General features: G+C 67.5%; 9 protein-coding genes. 1 reads left to right on the forward strand and 8 read right to left on the reverse strand.

Annotated elements, in window-relative coordinates; translation table 11 throughout:
• Positions 1 to 4: 4 nt before the first annotated feature.
• From DBY63_RS01765 to DBY63_RS01800, 8 genes are all read right to left on the reverse strand, one after another.
• A complete protein-coding gene (locus DBY63_RS01765; RefSeq protein WP_108581135.1) occupies positions 5 to 946 on the reverse strand; it encodes a substrate-binding domain-containing protein in 942 nt (313 codons plus the stop codon).
• 243 nt (positions 947 to 1189) lie between these two features.
• Positions 1190 to 2206 carry a LacI family DNA-binding transcriptional regulator gene (locus tag DBY63_RS01770; protein ID WP_108581136.1) on the reverse strand — a complete coding sequence of 339 codons (1017 nt, stop codon included), beginning with the start codon at positions 2204 to 2206 and terminating at the stop codon, positions 1190 to 1192.
• A 113-nt stretch (positions 2207 to 2319) separates the two neighbouring features.
• Positions 2320 to 6258 (reverse strand): enterobactin synthase subunit F, encoded by a 3939-nt coding sequence (locus DBY63_RS01775; protein WP_108581137.1) that lies wholly within the window; start codon positions 6256 to 6258, stop codon positions 2320 to 2322.
• 11 nt (positions 6259 to 6269) lie between these two features.
• Positions 6270 to 6476, reverse strand: a complete 207-nt coding sequence (locus tag DBY63_RS01780) for an MbtH family protein (protein ID WP_027599925.1) — start codon at positions 6474 to 6476, stop codon at positions 6270 to 6272.
• 22 nt (positions 6477 to 6498) lie between these two features.
• A complete protein-coding gene (gene fes, locus DBY63_RS01785; RefSeq protein WP_108581138.1) occupies positions 6499 to 7752 on the reverse strand; it encodes an enterochelin esterase in 1254 nt (417 codons plus the stop codon).
• Between the two features lie 83 nt (positions 7753 to 7835).
• A complete protein-coding gene (locus DBY63_RS01790) occupies positions 7836 to 10022 on the reverse strand; it encodes a TonB-dependent siderophore receptor (protein WP_108581139.1) in 2187 nt (728 codons plus the stop codon).
• A gap of 286 nt (positions 10023 to 10308) precedes the next feature.
• Positions 10309 to 10572: a hypothetical protein gene (locus DBY63_RS01795; protein ID WP_007160310.1), complete on the reverse strand. Its 264-nt coding sequence runs from the start codon at positions 10570 to 10572 to the stop codon at positions 10309 to 10311.
• A 304-nt stretch (positions 10573 to 10876) separates the two neighbouring features.
• A complete protein-coding gene (locus DBY63_RS01800) occupies positions 10877 to 11158 on the reverse strand; it encodes a hypothetical protein (RefSeq protein ID WP_027599928.1) in 282 nt (93 codons plus the stop codon).
• Between the two features lie 402 nt (positions 11159 to 11560).
• Between DBY63_RS01800 and DBY63_RS01805 the strand changes: the two genes are divergently transcribed.
• Positions 11561 to 13546 carry a methyl-accepting chemotaxis protein gene (locus tag DBY63_RS01805; protein WP_108581140.1) on the forward strand — a complete coding sequence of 662 codons (1986 nt, stop codon included), beginning with the start codon at positions 11561 to 11563 and terminating at the stop codon, positions 13544 to 13546.
• The last annotated feature ends 12 nt before the right edge of the window (positions 13547 to 13558 follow it).

Below are 13558 nucleotides of genomic sequence, written 5' to 3' on the forward strand. Positions count from 1 at the left end.
TCCGCTACTTGAAGTCGGCGCGATAGGCATCCAGGTTTTCCCGGGTGACCAGGGTCACCGGGATATCCTGCTGCTTAGTGACCTGCTGGCCGGCGAGCAGCACCAGCGCCGCCTCCACCGCCGCCTTGCCCATGCCACGGGTGTTCTGCTGCACCACCACTGCCACGGAGCCGTCATCCAGGCCCTGGACGGCCTGGGGCGACAGGTCCCAGCCAAAGATCCGGGTGCGCTCGCCGCTGCCCTGGGCGACGCTGGCCGCCACGGTGCCAATCAACGCCGGCTCGCCGGTGGCATAGACGATCTGCAGATCCGGATTGGCGGTGAGCAGATTTTCCGCGGCGCTCTGCGCGGTGTCCTGCACGTTGTTGCCATCCACGGTACCGACGATCTTCGCCTTGGGCGCGCGCTGGGCCAGCCCCTCGCGGAAGCCGTCCAGACGCAGGTTCTGCACGTAGGAACCCAGGGCTCCCACCACCCCGACCTTGGCCTCGCCACCCAGCTCTCGGGTGATGTAGTTGCCGGTGTATTCCCCCAGCTGGCGAGCCGCGGCGCGGTTGTCGACGCCGACCTGCACCTGGTTGTCGCCATTGAGCACGGCGTCGATGGCCACCACCGGGATACCGGCCTGGACCGCCGCCGAGACCGCCGGCTTGATGCCGTTGACGTCGATGGCACAGACCAGGATGGCGTCCACCTTGTCCTGGATGTAGGCCTCGATGGCGTCGTTCTGGGCGGAGGGGTTGTCGTTGGCGTTGAACACCACCAACTCGGCGCCCGCCGCCTTGGCGGCGGCCTGGGCACCCTGGGTGATCTGGGTGAAATAGAGCGCCTGCTGATTCACCTGGACCAGTGCCAGCCGCTTGGCCGGTGCCGCCTGGGCACTACCGGCCAGGCCCAATCCGAACACCATCAGCATGGAAGCGAACGTCTTGCCGAATCGAAGCATCTCCATCCTCCTCTACCCTGCCAACGGATGTGGCAGCGGTTAGTAAACCGGTTTACTAAATGGGCCAAAAAATAGAACCGGGAAGGTTCTGCTGGAAAGGAAACAGCACAAGGCGTGCCAGCAGCGACTGGAGGACCCTCTTCCACTGCCAATTCAAATGGTTACTCAAACCCCCTGCGCAGAGCCTCTGGCCGGACAGCCACCGGAGTGCTCCACGACTGGGCAGAATGGAAACGCCAAGTGCTACCTTGGGGCAGGCGCCGGGGCGACCGAGCCGCGTTCCACCAGGGTCACGGCGACCCGCTGCTCCCCGACTACCGACTGCCCGGCAAGCACCGCCAGCAGGGCTTCGATTCCCTGGCGACCCAAGTCCCGCGCCGACTGGCGTACGGTACTGAGCGGCGGCGTGAGCAATTCCGCGTAGGGCGCGTCGTCGAAGCCGACCAGGGACAGGGCACCGGGAACCGCCAGGCCGCGTTCGCGCAGCGTATCGAGCACCCCTACCGCGATGAAGTCGCTAGCGGCGAAGATCGCCTGAGGCGGCTCCGGCAGATCCAGCAGGGTCGCGGCCGCCTGACGCCCGAAGTCGCGGCTGTACTCCCCCAGCAGCAGATAATCGGGACGCAAGGGTATTCCGGCCGTGGCCAGGGCTTGCTCATAGCCCTCGCGCCGCTCCCTCACGCTCATCACCGCTGCCGGTCCGGAGACATGGGCGATGCGCCGATGCCCCTGGCGGATCAGATGCTCGGTGGCCAGTCGGCCGCCGGCGACATTGTCGGCGAAGACCTTGGGCATCGAGGTACCCGGGACATCCTCGTCCAGCAACACGATCTCCCGGTAGGCGCCCAGTTGCGCCGCCAGCGTCCCGTCATCCGCGCGGTTGGTGATGAACAGCAGACCATCCACGCGGCGCGATCCCTTCCAGTGGACGTACTGGATCTCCCGCGCCGGATCGTTGCGCGTCAGGCAGAGCACCAGGTTGTAGCCATGGGCGAAGGCCGTGGCCTCGGCGGCGTCGGCCAGCTCGGCGAAAAAGGGGTTGGCGATGTCCGGCAGCACCAGCCCGATGGTCTCGCTGCCGCCCTTGCTCAGGCGTTGGGCCAGGCTGTTGCGCCGAAAGCCCAGGGCCTCGATGGCCCCTTCGATACGCTGCGCCGTGGCGGGTGGCAGGCTCAGACTGTGATTCAGGTAGCGCGAAACGGCAGACTTGGACAAGCCTGCCTGCCGGGCGACATCCTGAATGGTCACGCTTTTCGCCATGGGTCCACCTGCAACGAGAGAAGGAGCGGCCTGGCCGATCATCTCTCCTGCCCCGCCCAGGCTTCACACCTTGCCTGAGCGGGGAGTCGCCGTCGAGCCGAACCCGCGAGCCGTCACAGCGCCTTCAACGCCCGATTCAGCACCGGGCCGATCTGCGTCAGCTGGGCCGGGGCGATGATGTCGACGTGGGCGCAATCCACCTCGTGGGCCTGCAGGCGGGTGATCCAGGGCGCCCAGGTGGCCTTGACGTCCATTCCCGCCGGCAGGGTGCGCCGGGCGACGAACATCAGCGCCTCGCCCTCGAAACGCGCGCTGCGCGCTGTGGCCAGCAGCCGCACCGAGTCGGCGTAGTTGCCTTCGATGGTGGCGAACAGCTCCGCCCCCTCCCCCAGTGCCGGATCGGCGAGGCCCTGCTGGGCCGCCAGGAAGGCCTCGCGCTCGCGATTGACCTCGGCCAGCACCTCCGGGTCCAGCTCGCGCTGGCCTTCGCGTTCTTGCCAGTTCTGGGTTTCCGGCGGATAGGTGTCGAGCAGGCCGAGGAAGGCGACCTGCTCTCCTGCCGCCTGCAGCCGCGCCGCCAGACCCTGGGCCAGGGTGCCACCCAGGGAATAGCCGAGCAGATGATAGGGCCCCTGCGGCTGCACCTCGCGCAGGGTGCGCAGATGGCGCTGGATGACGGCTTCCAGGTCGGCGCCCTGGGCCAGGGGGCCGTCCGGACGCGGCGACTGGATGCCGAGTAGCGACCAGCGCGGATCCAGGTGGCGCGCCAGCACGCTGAATTGCCAGGCGAAGCCCGAGGCCGGATGGAAGCAGAACAGCGTCGGGCCATCGCCCGGGCGTAGCGGCAGCAGGGTCTCGAAGCCGGCGCGGGTCGCGCTGGCCGCATCCTGCTCCAGCTGCCGGGCCAGGCGGGCGACACTGGAGGCCACCATGATCTGGCCGATGGACACCGGCCGCCCCAGGCGCCGACGCAGCGTGGCGGCCAGGGTCATGGCCAGCAGCGAATGACCGCCCAGGGCAAAGAAGTCGTCGTCCGCACCGACGATGGCGCAGCCGAGCACCTCGGAAAACGCCGCGGCCAGATCGCTTTCCAGCCCCGGCGACAGGGGGCGACTGGCGGCCCTGGCCACGCCCTGGGGCGCCGGCAGGGCCTTGCGATCGAGCTTGCCGGTGGCGCCCAGGGGCAAGGCGTCCAGCTCCACCAGGGCCACCGGCACCAGGTGCGGCGGCAGGCTTTCGCCCAGGCGCGCGCGCAGGCGCTCCAGGTCCAGCGCGGCGCCGGGCTGGGCGACTAGATAGCCCACCAGTTGGCGGGCATCGCCGCCGGTGGCGGTGGCCGCCTCGCCCAGCACCCGGGCATGGGTGACCGCCTGGGCCACGCCAGGCAGCGCCAGCAGGGCGTGGTCGATTTCCGCCAGTTCGATGCGCTGCCCGCGCAACTTGACCTGGTCGTCGCTGCGGCCGAGGTATTCGACGACGCCCTCGGGCAGCCAGCGCGCCACGTCACCGGTGCGATAGAGGCGCTCGCCCTGCCCGTCCGGCGCGGCGATGAAGCGTGCGGCGGTCAGCTCGGGACGGCCCAGGTAGCCATCGGCGAGTTGCACCCCGCTCAGATAGAGCTCGCCCGCCACACCCGGCGGTACCGGGCGCAGACGCTCGTCGAGGATGTGCAGCCCGGTGTTCCACACCGGCTTGCCGATGGGCACGCTGCTGCCGCTGACAGCCGCCAGGGCGGCGCCATGGGCCGGATGATAGGAGACGTCGACCGCAGCCTCGGTGGGGCCATAGAGATTGTGCAGGGGCGCGCCGACCCGGCGCTCCCAGGTGCGAGCCAGTTCGGTGGGGAGCGCCTCGCCACTGCAGAACACCTGGCGCAGGCTGGCGCAGCGGGCCACCGCGGCCGGCTCGTCCAGACTGGCGACGAAGGCCGCCAGCATCGAGGGTACGAAGTGTACGGTGGTCACCCGCTCGCGGGCGAACAGCTCCTGCAGCGCCAGGGGATCGCGATGGGCCTCGGGTGGCGCCAGGTACAGCCGGGCGCCCACCAGCAGCGGCCAGAAGAATTCCCAGACCGAGACATCGAAGCTGCTCGGCGTCTTCTGCAGGACGGTGTCACCGGCGCCGAGGGGGTAGCTGTCCTGCATCCACAGCAGGCGATTGACGATGGCCGCATGCCCGACCACCACGCCCTTGGGCCGGCCGGTCGAGCCGGAGGTATAGAGCAGATAGGCCGGATCACCGGGGCGCGGTCCTTCGAACACGGGAGCCTGGTCTAGCCCCTCCAGCGGCGCATCGAGAATCAGCACCTGCTCCTCGCGCAGCCCCGGGAAACGTCCACGTTGACTGGCATCGGTCACCAGCACCCGGGGCCGGGCATCGTCGAGCATCAGTTGCAGGCGCTCGTCGGGATAGCCGCTGTCCAGCGGCAGGTAGGCCGCGCCCAGCTCGAGCGTCGCCAGCAAGGCCAGGGACAGGAACACCGAGCGTGGCAGGGCCACCGCGACGATGTCGCCGCGACCGACCCCTGCTGCGCTCAGGCGCTGTGCCAGGGCCAGGACCTGCTTGCGTGTTTCCTCATAGGTAAAGGCGTGCTGCAGATCGGCCAGCGCCGGTGCCGCGGGCGTCCGCGCTGCCTGCTCGGCCAACAGCGCGGCCAGGGTGGTGGCGGGCAGCGGGCGCTCGGTGGCATTGATGGCGGCCAGCCAGTGCTGGTCCGTGGGCGCCAGCAGATCGGCTTCGCCCAGGGTGAGCCCAGGTTGAGTGGCAAACTGCTGCGCCAGCAGGCCGAAGCGCTCGGCGTGGCCCTGCAACAGCTCGGCGACATAGCGCTCGGCGTTGCCCAGCAACTTGATGTCCAGGGCGCCGCCGGCTTCCAGGTAGAGGGCGATCTCCAGGTCGCGCACCGGCCCCGAGGCCAGTTCGTGGGTGATGCCGGGCACCCCGGCGAAATCCAGGGCGAAATCGAACAGCTTGAGGTTGATCACCGGTCCGGTCAGCGGCTCGGCATCGCCCGGCCGGCCGAGATCGCGGGCGATCTGCTCGGCGTCGTAGCGCTGGTGGCGACGCACCTTCTTGAGTTCGGCAGCCAGCACGGCGGCGAGTTGCGGCAGCGTCTGGGTCGAGTCGGTGCGCACGCCCAGGGGCAGGACATTGAGCGTCGCGCCGCCGGATTTCAGCGCCACCGATCCCATGCGCCTCATGAAGATAAAGCCGGCGCTGAAGGCCGGCTGACCGCTGAGACGGGCGAACCAGGTGGCGGCCAGGGCCACGGCCAGATCCGCCGGCGTCACGCCCTGGGCCTTGCCCTGCTCGGCCAGCCTGGCGAAGACCGCGGCGGGCACCCGGGCGCGAGCCTCTACCACCTGCGGCGTCGGCACCTGCCCCGCCAGGCCACCGGGTGCCAGGGAGGCGGCCGGCGGCAAGGCCGCGCCGCGCTCACGCCAGAAGGCTTCGTCACGCTCGCGCACGGCCGACTGCCGATAATCCTGGTATTCGCGCACCACCTCGGCAAAGGAGACGAACGGCGAAGCCTCGGGCGTCTCGCCGCGCAGCGCGGCGCTGTACAGGGCCGCTACCCGCTTGGCCAGGGCGGCGAAGCCATAGCCATCGATCAGCAGGTGGTGATAGCGCTGATACCAGAACAGGTGGTCGTCACCCAGCTGGTAGATCCGGTTGAGCCACAGCGGCCCGCCACTGGTGGCTCTCAGGTCGCCGTCGAGGTCGGCGCGGATGGCCGCGCGCGCCGCGCCTTCCGGATCGGCGGCCCCGCGCAGGTCCAGCCACTCAGGGGCAGGCGTGGCCGCCTCATCGTCGATCCACTGCACCAGCTCGCCCTCGCGCTCGGCGAACTTCAGTTGCAGGCTGTCCAGCTCGCCCAGGCCCTGGACGATGGCCGCCTGCAGCGCCTGGCCATCGATCGGCCCGCGCAACTCGACCAGATGGGCCACTGCAAAAGCATTGGCGTGGGGCGACAGCTGATCGGCCATCCAGATACCGGGCTGGGCGGCGACCAGGGGCAGTTCGCGCGAAAGAGAAAGCGGCGTAGAGGACACAGGAACTCCAGTCAGGAAAGCAGGGAGGCGACCGGGCGGATATCGCGCCAGTGGCTGGCGAGCCAGTCGTCGCAGGCCGCGCGCGGCGCCGGTCCGAATACCGGCTCCCAGCCGGCGGGAACGGTCATGGCCTCGGGCCAGAGGCTGCACTGCCCCCGGTCATTGCGCAGGATCAGCAGCACCTGGGCGGGATCGTCGAAGGGATTGAGAGCGTCCATAGGACCTCCTGGCAAATAGGGGTTAACGCTGGGCGTCGGCGGCGACCCGGGGTCGCCAGAGCTGGACCAGGCCATCGAGCAGCCCGCCGCGCCACCAGAGGGCGTCGTGCCCCCCATCGATCTCGCGATAGTCGAGCACGTGGCCCTGCTCGCGCAGGCGCGGGACCAGGGCCCGGGAGGCTTCGAGGATGGCCGGCTCGCGCAACCCGGCCTCGATGAACAGCCGCAGGGAGTGAGTGCTCCCCTGCCCGCTCGCCAGTGCCTCGAACAGCCGTCCCGGCGCGCCACGCTGCGGCCACCAGAAGGACCCGGACTGACTCAGGGCGCAGCCGAAGCGCTCCGGCCAATGCAGCGCGGCATAGAGCGCCGCCAGCCCGCCAAAGCTCTGCCCGGCCACCACGGTCGTGGACGACGACTGCGCATGGGGCGCCCAGTCGCGCACCTGGGGCAGCAGTTCTTCCTGCAACGCCAACCAGAATTGTGGATTGCAGGGCAACTCGCTGCCGCGCAGGGCGCGGTCGCTGTTGTCGATCAGCAGATAGACCGCCTCCGGCAGTTGCCCGGCTGCGGTGAGCTGCTGCAGTGGCGCGCCCACGGGCATCGTCTGCGCCCAGAACTGCCCATCCAGCAGGATGGCCAGCGGCCGCTCCAGAGGGGTGGTATTACCAGTGGCGAAGACCCACACCGGACGGCTATTGCCCAGCCGTGCACTCTGCCACTCGTACTGTTGCAGACTCGGCCAGGCCGCTGGCGCCAGGCTGCGGTCGGCATCGAAGGCGGCCCAGGCCGGCTGGGCAGGCGCCTCCGGCAGGTGCACGCCCGACACCGCCAGCCCGCGCCCACCCTGCCAGGCGCGTCGCGGATTGAGCCGGTCGGCCTGGGCCAGGGGAAAGACGCTGCGCCACCAGAGGCGGATGCCCTGGAGATCGGGTTGGGCTTCGCCTTCGAAGGGCGCCGGCTCCCCGCTGGGGATCAGGCAGTAGCTGCCGCGCCAGCGGCCATCCAGTTCGGTCTCCCAGGCCCAGACATCGGTGCCTGGCAGGCGCCGCAGACTCTGCGGCAGGCCCGGTTGATGATGGTCGGTGACCCCGGTGATGTTGAGCCAGACCCGCTGGGTGCCGGAGCGCCCGGCCAGCCCTTCGGGATCGCGCCAGACAAAGGTCAGGCGATGGCGTCCGTCTGCAGTGGGCTCGATCAGCGGCGTGCCACGACAGGCCACGGCCTGCCACCAGGGCTCGCTGCCCACGTCGTCCCGCTGGAAAAGTGAATCTTTCATCGCATCAAGGTACATCGTCGCAAGGATCGTCATGGCCTGCATCGCGCTGGCCGACCTGGGCCCTGCCCGGGTCGGCCTGGGACTCAGAAGTCGTAGCGCGCCCCGACCATCACGCTGCGCGAGGGGCCCTGGAAGTTGAAGGTGGAAACCGAACCTACGCGCGACCAGTATTCCTTGTCGAGGAGGTTGTTCACGTCCAGGGTCGCGGTCAGCTGCTTGGTGACCGGATAGGAGAACTTGGCATCCACCGTGGCATAGCCCGGCGCGGAGACGGTGACGCCGGAGGTCTGGTTGGTCTGGGAGAAATCGCTCATGGCGGTCACCCCGCCACCGATGCTCAGGCCGGTCAGCGGACCGCCCGCCAGGGTGTACTTGGTCCACAGCGAGGCCATGTGCTTGGGCATGGCTTCGAAAAGGGTGTTGCCATCGCCGCTGAGGTTCTGGGTATCCATGTAGGTGTAGCCGGCGAGCATTTCCCACTGCTCGGTGAGCTTGCCGCTGACCTCGATCTCGGCGCCTTTCACCCGCGTCTTGCCGGACGCTTCGGAATAGGTGGTGATCGCAAGACCATTGGCATCGAAGGGCGTGGATGCGCGGTTCTCATCGGTCAGCTGGAAGATCGACAGCCGCGCATTCATGTCGCCGTTGAAATAGCTGCCCTTGATACCGACCTCGTACTGGTCACCCTCGCGCGGATCGATGGCCTTGCCCTGGGCATCCAGCTCGCTCTGCGGCTTGTAGACCTTGGAATAGCTCGCATAGAGGGAATGGTAGTCGTCGAGATCATAGACGGTACCCAGATAGGGGGTGACGAAGCCGCTGTGCTTCTGGCTCTCCCCCGCCTCGGCGCCACTGGCCAGGGTGGTGGTATAGGCCTCGCCCCTGTACCAGGAAACGCGGGCACCGCCGATCAGCGCCAGGCGCTCGATGGGGCGGAAAGTGGCCTTTGAATAGAGACCTAGCTCCTTATCGTCACTGTCTACCTTAGTGGTGTAGCTTTTCGAGGGCTTGGCATATAGCGTTGGTCTGTAAGTGGAAAGATTCATAGCCCCTAAACTCATATTACCGTTGCGATAACTTGAGTTGTAATGCTTAAAGTCCGTACCAATCACAAACTCGCTTACTTGTCCAAGCACTTCGAAAGGCTGGCTGTAGCTAGCATCCAAAGAATAGGCATCCTGCTCAAAGTCTCGATTCGATGCCTGTAAAAAATATGACTGCTGCCGGGTGTTGTAGGAGGAAAACCCATATAGATAATCCGCCTCCCGGTGCGAGGCCCGGGCGGCGAGGCGCCCATAGCCGCCATTGTCGAATCTATGGGTCAGCTCGAAGATGCCGTCGGTGGTCTTGCCGTCGAAGTAGTTCCAGTCCGCCCCCAGGAAACGCGACTGGCTGAAGTCCAGCAGATTGCCCTGGGCATCGGTGGGATAGCCATTGTGCGGGGTGAGGTTCTTGACCTGATGGATCAGGCCAAAGGAGATCTGGGTGGCGTCAGACAGGTCGATGTCCAGGTCGCCGTAATAGCTCTGGTCGGTGTTGGCGTTGTAGTCCACCTCGCCATTGGTGTCGGCGCGGGAGGCGACGAAGCGACCCCGGACATTCTTGCTTTCGGTGAGCGGACCGGCCAGGTCGATTTCCTGGTAGTTGGTGTCCCAGGAGCCGTAGCGCCCGGTGATGTGCCCCTGGAAGTCCTCGGTGCCGCGCTTGCGCACCATGTTGACGATGCCGCCCAGCTCGCTGGTGCTGTTGAACAGCCCCGAGGGCCCGCGCATGATCTCGACCCGGTCGAAGGGCGAGAGAATGGGCACGGTGCCGAAGATGCTGGTCATGGGCGCCGGCAGGCCGTCGATGTTGTATTCGTCGTATTCGTAGCCGCGCGAATAGATGGAGGAGCGCCCGCTGTCGTTGGTCAGCACCCGCAGGCCGGCGGTGGACTTGGCCAGCTCGTCCAGGGTGTTGAAGTTGCGATCCTTGATGTAGTCGCTGGTGTAGGAGGTGATCGACTGGGGAATGTCACGCAGGGCGGCCGGCGTCTTGGTGCCCACGGTCGCCGAATCCACGGTATAGCCGCCGGTTTGTTCCGAGGGCGCCATGTCGTAGAGGCGATTGCCTTCGATGGTCAGGGTGTCCAGTTCCGTGGCGTTCTGCTCGGCCACCGTGGCGGCCAGGGCCGTCAGCGGAAAGGGAATCAGCGCGCCGATCAGAAGCAGCTGACGAAGGGCCCCGCGGCGAAGGCGGACGGGCTGGCAGAGGGTTCCTTGGGTGTTCATGGTGATCCTTGTGACCGTGGCGTTGCAGCCGACGCCGTGCACTGGAAGGCTGCTGTTCGCGTCGTCGCGAGGGCCAGCACTTTAAATGATAAAAACTCTCATTATCAAATGTTACGTTAAGCAATAGCTGTTCGCATTGCCAACGCCAGGCAGCCGTGATCCACGCCCAGGGGTCAGGACGCAATCAGGAAAGGATGCGGAAAAAGACGGATCGACCGGACCGGGAGGGTCCAGTCACAAGAGCAGGCCAGGTGTGAGCAGGCCGGAGGGAGAAGCCCGGCGGTCGTTAGAGACCGGAAACCGCCGGCGTCTTGGCCGCTACCTGGCCAATCACCGGACTGGGCAGCCGGCAGACGATTTCGCCGATGGCGTTCATCCGCGCCAGACCACCGTCACCCTTGCAGGCGTGGTAATCGGCAAGGTGCTCGGAGGGCGAGTTGCGCAGGCCCTGATCGAGGGCCACCACCAGGGCGATCACCCCCAGGCCCAGGGCGACGATTTCGAACGTGCTGCGGGCACGATACCAGTGGATCGGTCGCGAAGGGCTCATGGCGGCTCCGGAGGATGGACGAATAGTGGCGAAGTGGCTCCTACTCTAATCGTCCTGGCCCGGATGTAAACAGCCGTTGCTCGCCTGGACGACAGCTGTCGTCGGCTCGTCAACGGCCGCCGGTTGGCAGCTCGTCAGTGCGCCACCCTGACCATCCGCCCCGGGATCCCGGGGCGCGGTAGCCGGCGGGCTTCGTCATCCGCCTGAGCCACCGGTAACCGTGACCGCCCTACCCTGCGCCCAGCGGCCGCGAGCAGCGCGGCAATTCGCCCACTGCCGGCCGGCAAGGGAGGCAGAGCCTACGTCAGGGATTTTCCTTGCTGGGCGTCTTGATATAGCCGGGCACGGCGGAATCGGGGGGCGTGTTGCGCCCTTCGGTGGCCGCGGCTTCATTGGCCTGGGCCCGGTCTTCCTGCGCCTTGGCCTGCTCCTTGGAGGCCCGCTCGACCTTGCCCTCGGCCGCCTTCTCCTGGGCCTTCTGGCTATGGGCCTGGGCGTCCTGGGCATGGTCTTCGGAGGTCTTGTCGCACGCGGTCAGGGTTGCGGCGGTAGCCAGTACGAGGGAGCACAGCAGAGCTTTGGACATCGGGTATTCCTGAAAAAAGAGACCTTTCAGGGACCTGGAGAAGCACCGGTTGGTTTCTGCCCCGCCGCGCCGGCTTTGCGACCTGAGGTGTCCGTCGCATGGCAGCTACGGAGGAACGAGCGCCGCATGCCTGGAGGTGGCGGATCTAGGATCGCCAGGGAGGGCCCCTCGCGCCTTTCCCAAAGAGCGAACCGGCCCGCCAGCCCCTGGAACGGGTGGCGGACGCCGCCCACGACAGCTGATCGCCTGGCCAAGGCCGCACGTCCGCAGACGATGCGGCCAGGTCCGGTGATAAGACTAGGCTGACAGCACGTTGGCCATGGACGGTAGCGGGACGCTCGATCGGGTCCCGGCGCTGATGGCCTCCTGCCTCGACACCGATAACAAAAGCAGGGAACCAGCATGACGATTCTTCAACGCGTGGTCGGCGGCATTGCACTTCTGGTGCTCCTGCTGCTGGGCATCGTCGCCGTGAGCTTCAACAGTACCCAGTCCATCCATGAGCGGCTGGCGGTCATCACCGAGCAATCCGCGCCGCTTGGCCAGGCCGTTGGCGAGATCAACGTGCAGTTGCTGGGGGCCAACCAGACCCTGCTCGGCCTGCTGGCCGAGACCGACGCCGCGGCGATCGCCACGGGTGAAAAGCAATTCCAGCAGCAGTTTTCCGACTACCTGCAGCTGCACCAGCGCCTGCCGGCGCTGTTGCGCGACCATGACCAGCTGACCCAGGCGCTCGATCAGGAGCGGAAGCTGGGCAATGCCTATGGCGACCAGGCGAAGACCCTCATCGACAGCTACCGCCAGCTGGTCGCCATCCGCCGCGAAACCCGCACCCTGCAGGGCTATGCCACGCCGGAAGCCAATCGGCTGTCCAGCTATCTGCAGGCCTACAGCGCGCAACAGAAGGCCGAAGGCGCCACCGCCGCCGTCCGCGCCGCCCAGATGCTGCTGATCGAAACGGACAAGACCTACGCCGCCTTTGCCGCCCAGGCGGCGCGTCTGGATCTGCCCGGCCTGGATGTGGTGCTCAACCAGCAGCAGGATGTCATCACCGATCGCCTGCGCGCCCTGGCCGCCATCGACGAGCGCAGCGCGCGCATCGTCGGGGTAATGGTCATCCGCCTCCTGCACGAGATGACCGCGCCCGATGGCCTGCGCCAGGCCTATCAGCGGCAGGCCGCGGCCGAAGGCCAGTTCGACGCCCAGCGCCAGCGCACCGGCACCGCCCTGCAGGCGACCCTGGACGCCCTGCGTACCCTCAGCGCCGGCGCCGTGGCCGTGGCCCAGCAGGCCAAGAGCGATACCGACGCCACCGTGGCCACCAGCCGCCAGGTGCTCGCCATCGTCACCCTGCTGGCGATTGGCGCGGCCCTGATCATCGGCGTCTGGGTCGCGCGTGGCCTACGGCGCCCGCTGCTTGCCTTCCGCGAGTCGCTGCGCCAGGTCACGGCCGGCGATCTGCGGGTCCAGTTCGATGTGCGCCGCAAGGACGAATTCAGCGAACTCGGCGGCTATCTCAACGAACTGATCCGCTCGCTGCAGACCACGGTGCAGACCCTCACCCAGTCGGCCGACGACCTCCGGCGCACTTCCCAGGCCAATGCCGACATCAGTGCCAGCACCACCCGCGCCGTGGAAGAGCAGACCGAGCGTCTGGGCTCCGCCGCCTCGGCGATGACCCAGATGGAAAGCACCGTGGCCGAGGTGGCCCAGCGCGCCCTCGACACCAAGGATGCCGTCGACCACACCTTCCAGCTGAGCACCACGACCGGCACCACCGTCGCCGAGACCATCGACAGCATCCAGCGCCAGGCGCGGCAGATCCAGGTCGCCGCCCAGGCCACCGATGAGCTGCAGGGCTATGGCCAGAGCATCGACGGCATCGTCGATGCCATCCGCAACATCGCCGAGCAGACCAACCTGCTGGCCCTCAACGCCGCCATCGAGGCGGCTCGCGCCGGTGAACAGGGGCGCGGTTTCGCCGTGGTCGCCGACGAGGTGCGTTCCCTCGCAAGTCGTACCCAGGCCTCCACCACCGAAATCCAGCAGCAGATCGAACAGATGCAGCAGAAGATCCATTCGGTGGTGGAGATCATGGGGGTGAGTCGTGCCCAGTCCGGCGAGTGCGTGCAACTGGCCTCCTCCGCCCGGGAAGCCCTGCAGAGCATGAGCCAGGCGGTCGGCACCATCCGTGAAATGAACACCCAGATCGCCGCCGCCACCGAAGAACAGAGCGCCACCGTCCAGGAGACCAGTCGCATGATGGTGCAGATCAACGACGCCGCGCTCCGCGCCGCGGAGGGCGCCGACAGCGCCGCCCGCAGCAGCGAGGACCTTTCGCTCATGGCCAGCCGGCAGCGCGAGCTGCTGCAACGCTTCAGTGTCTGATCGGGGACCGAC

Origin of the sequence: Pseudomonas sp. RIT411, from assembly GCF_003057735.2 — a bacterium.
GTDB lineage: Bacteria > Pseudomonadota > Gammaproteobacteria > Pseudomonadales > Pseudomonadaceae > Chryseomonas > Chryseomonas oryzihabitans.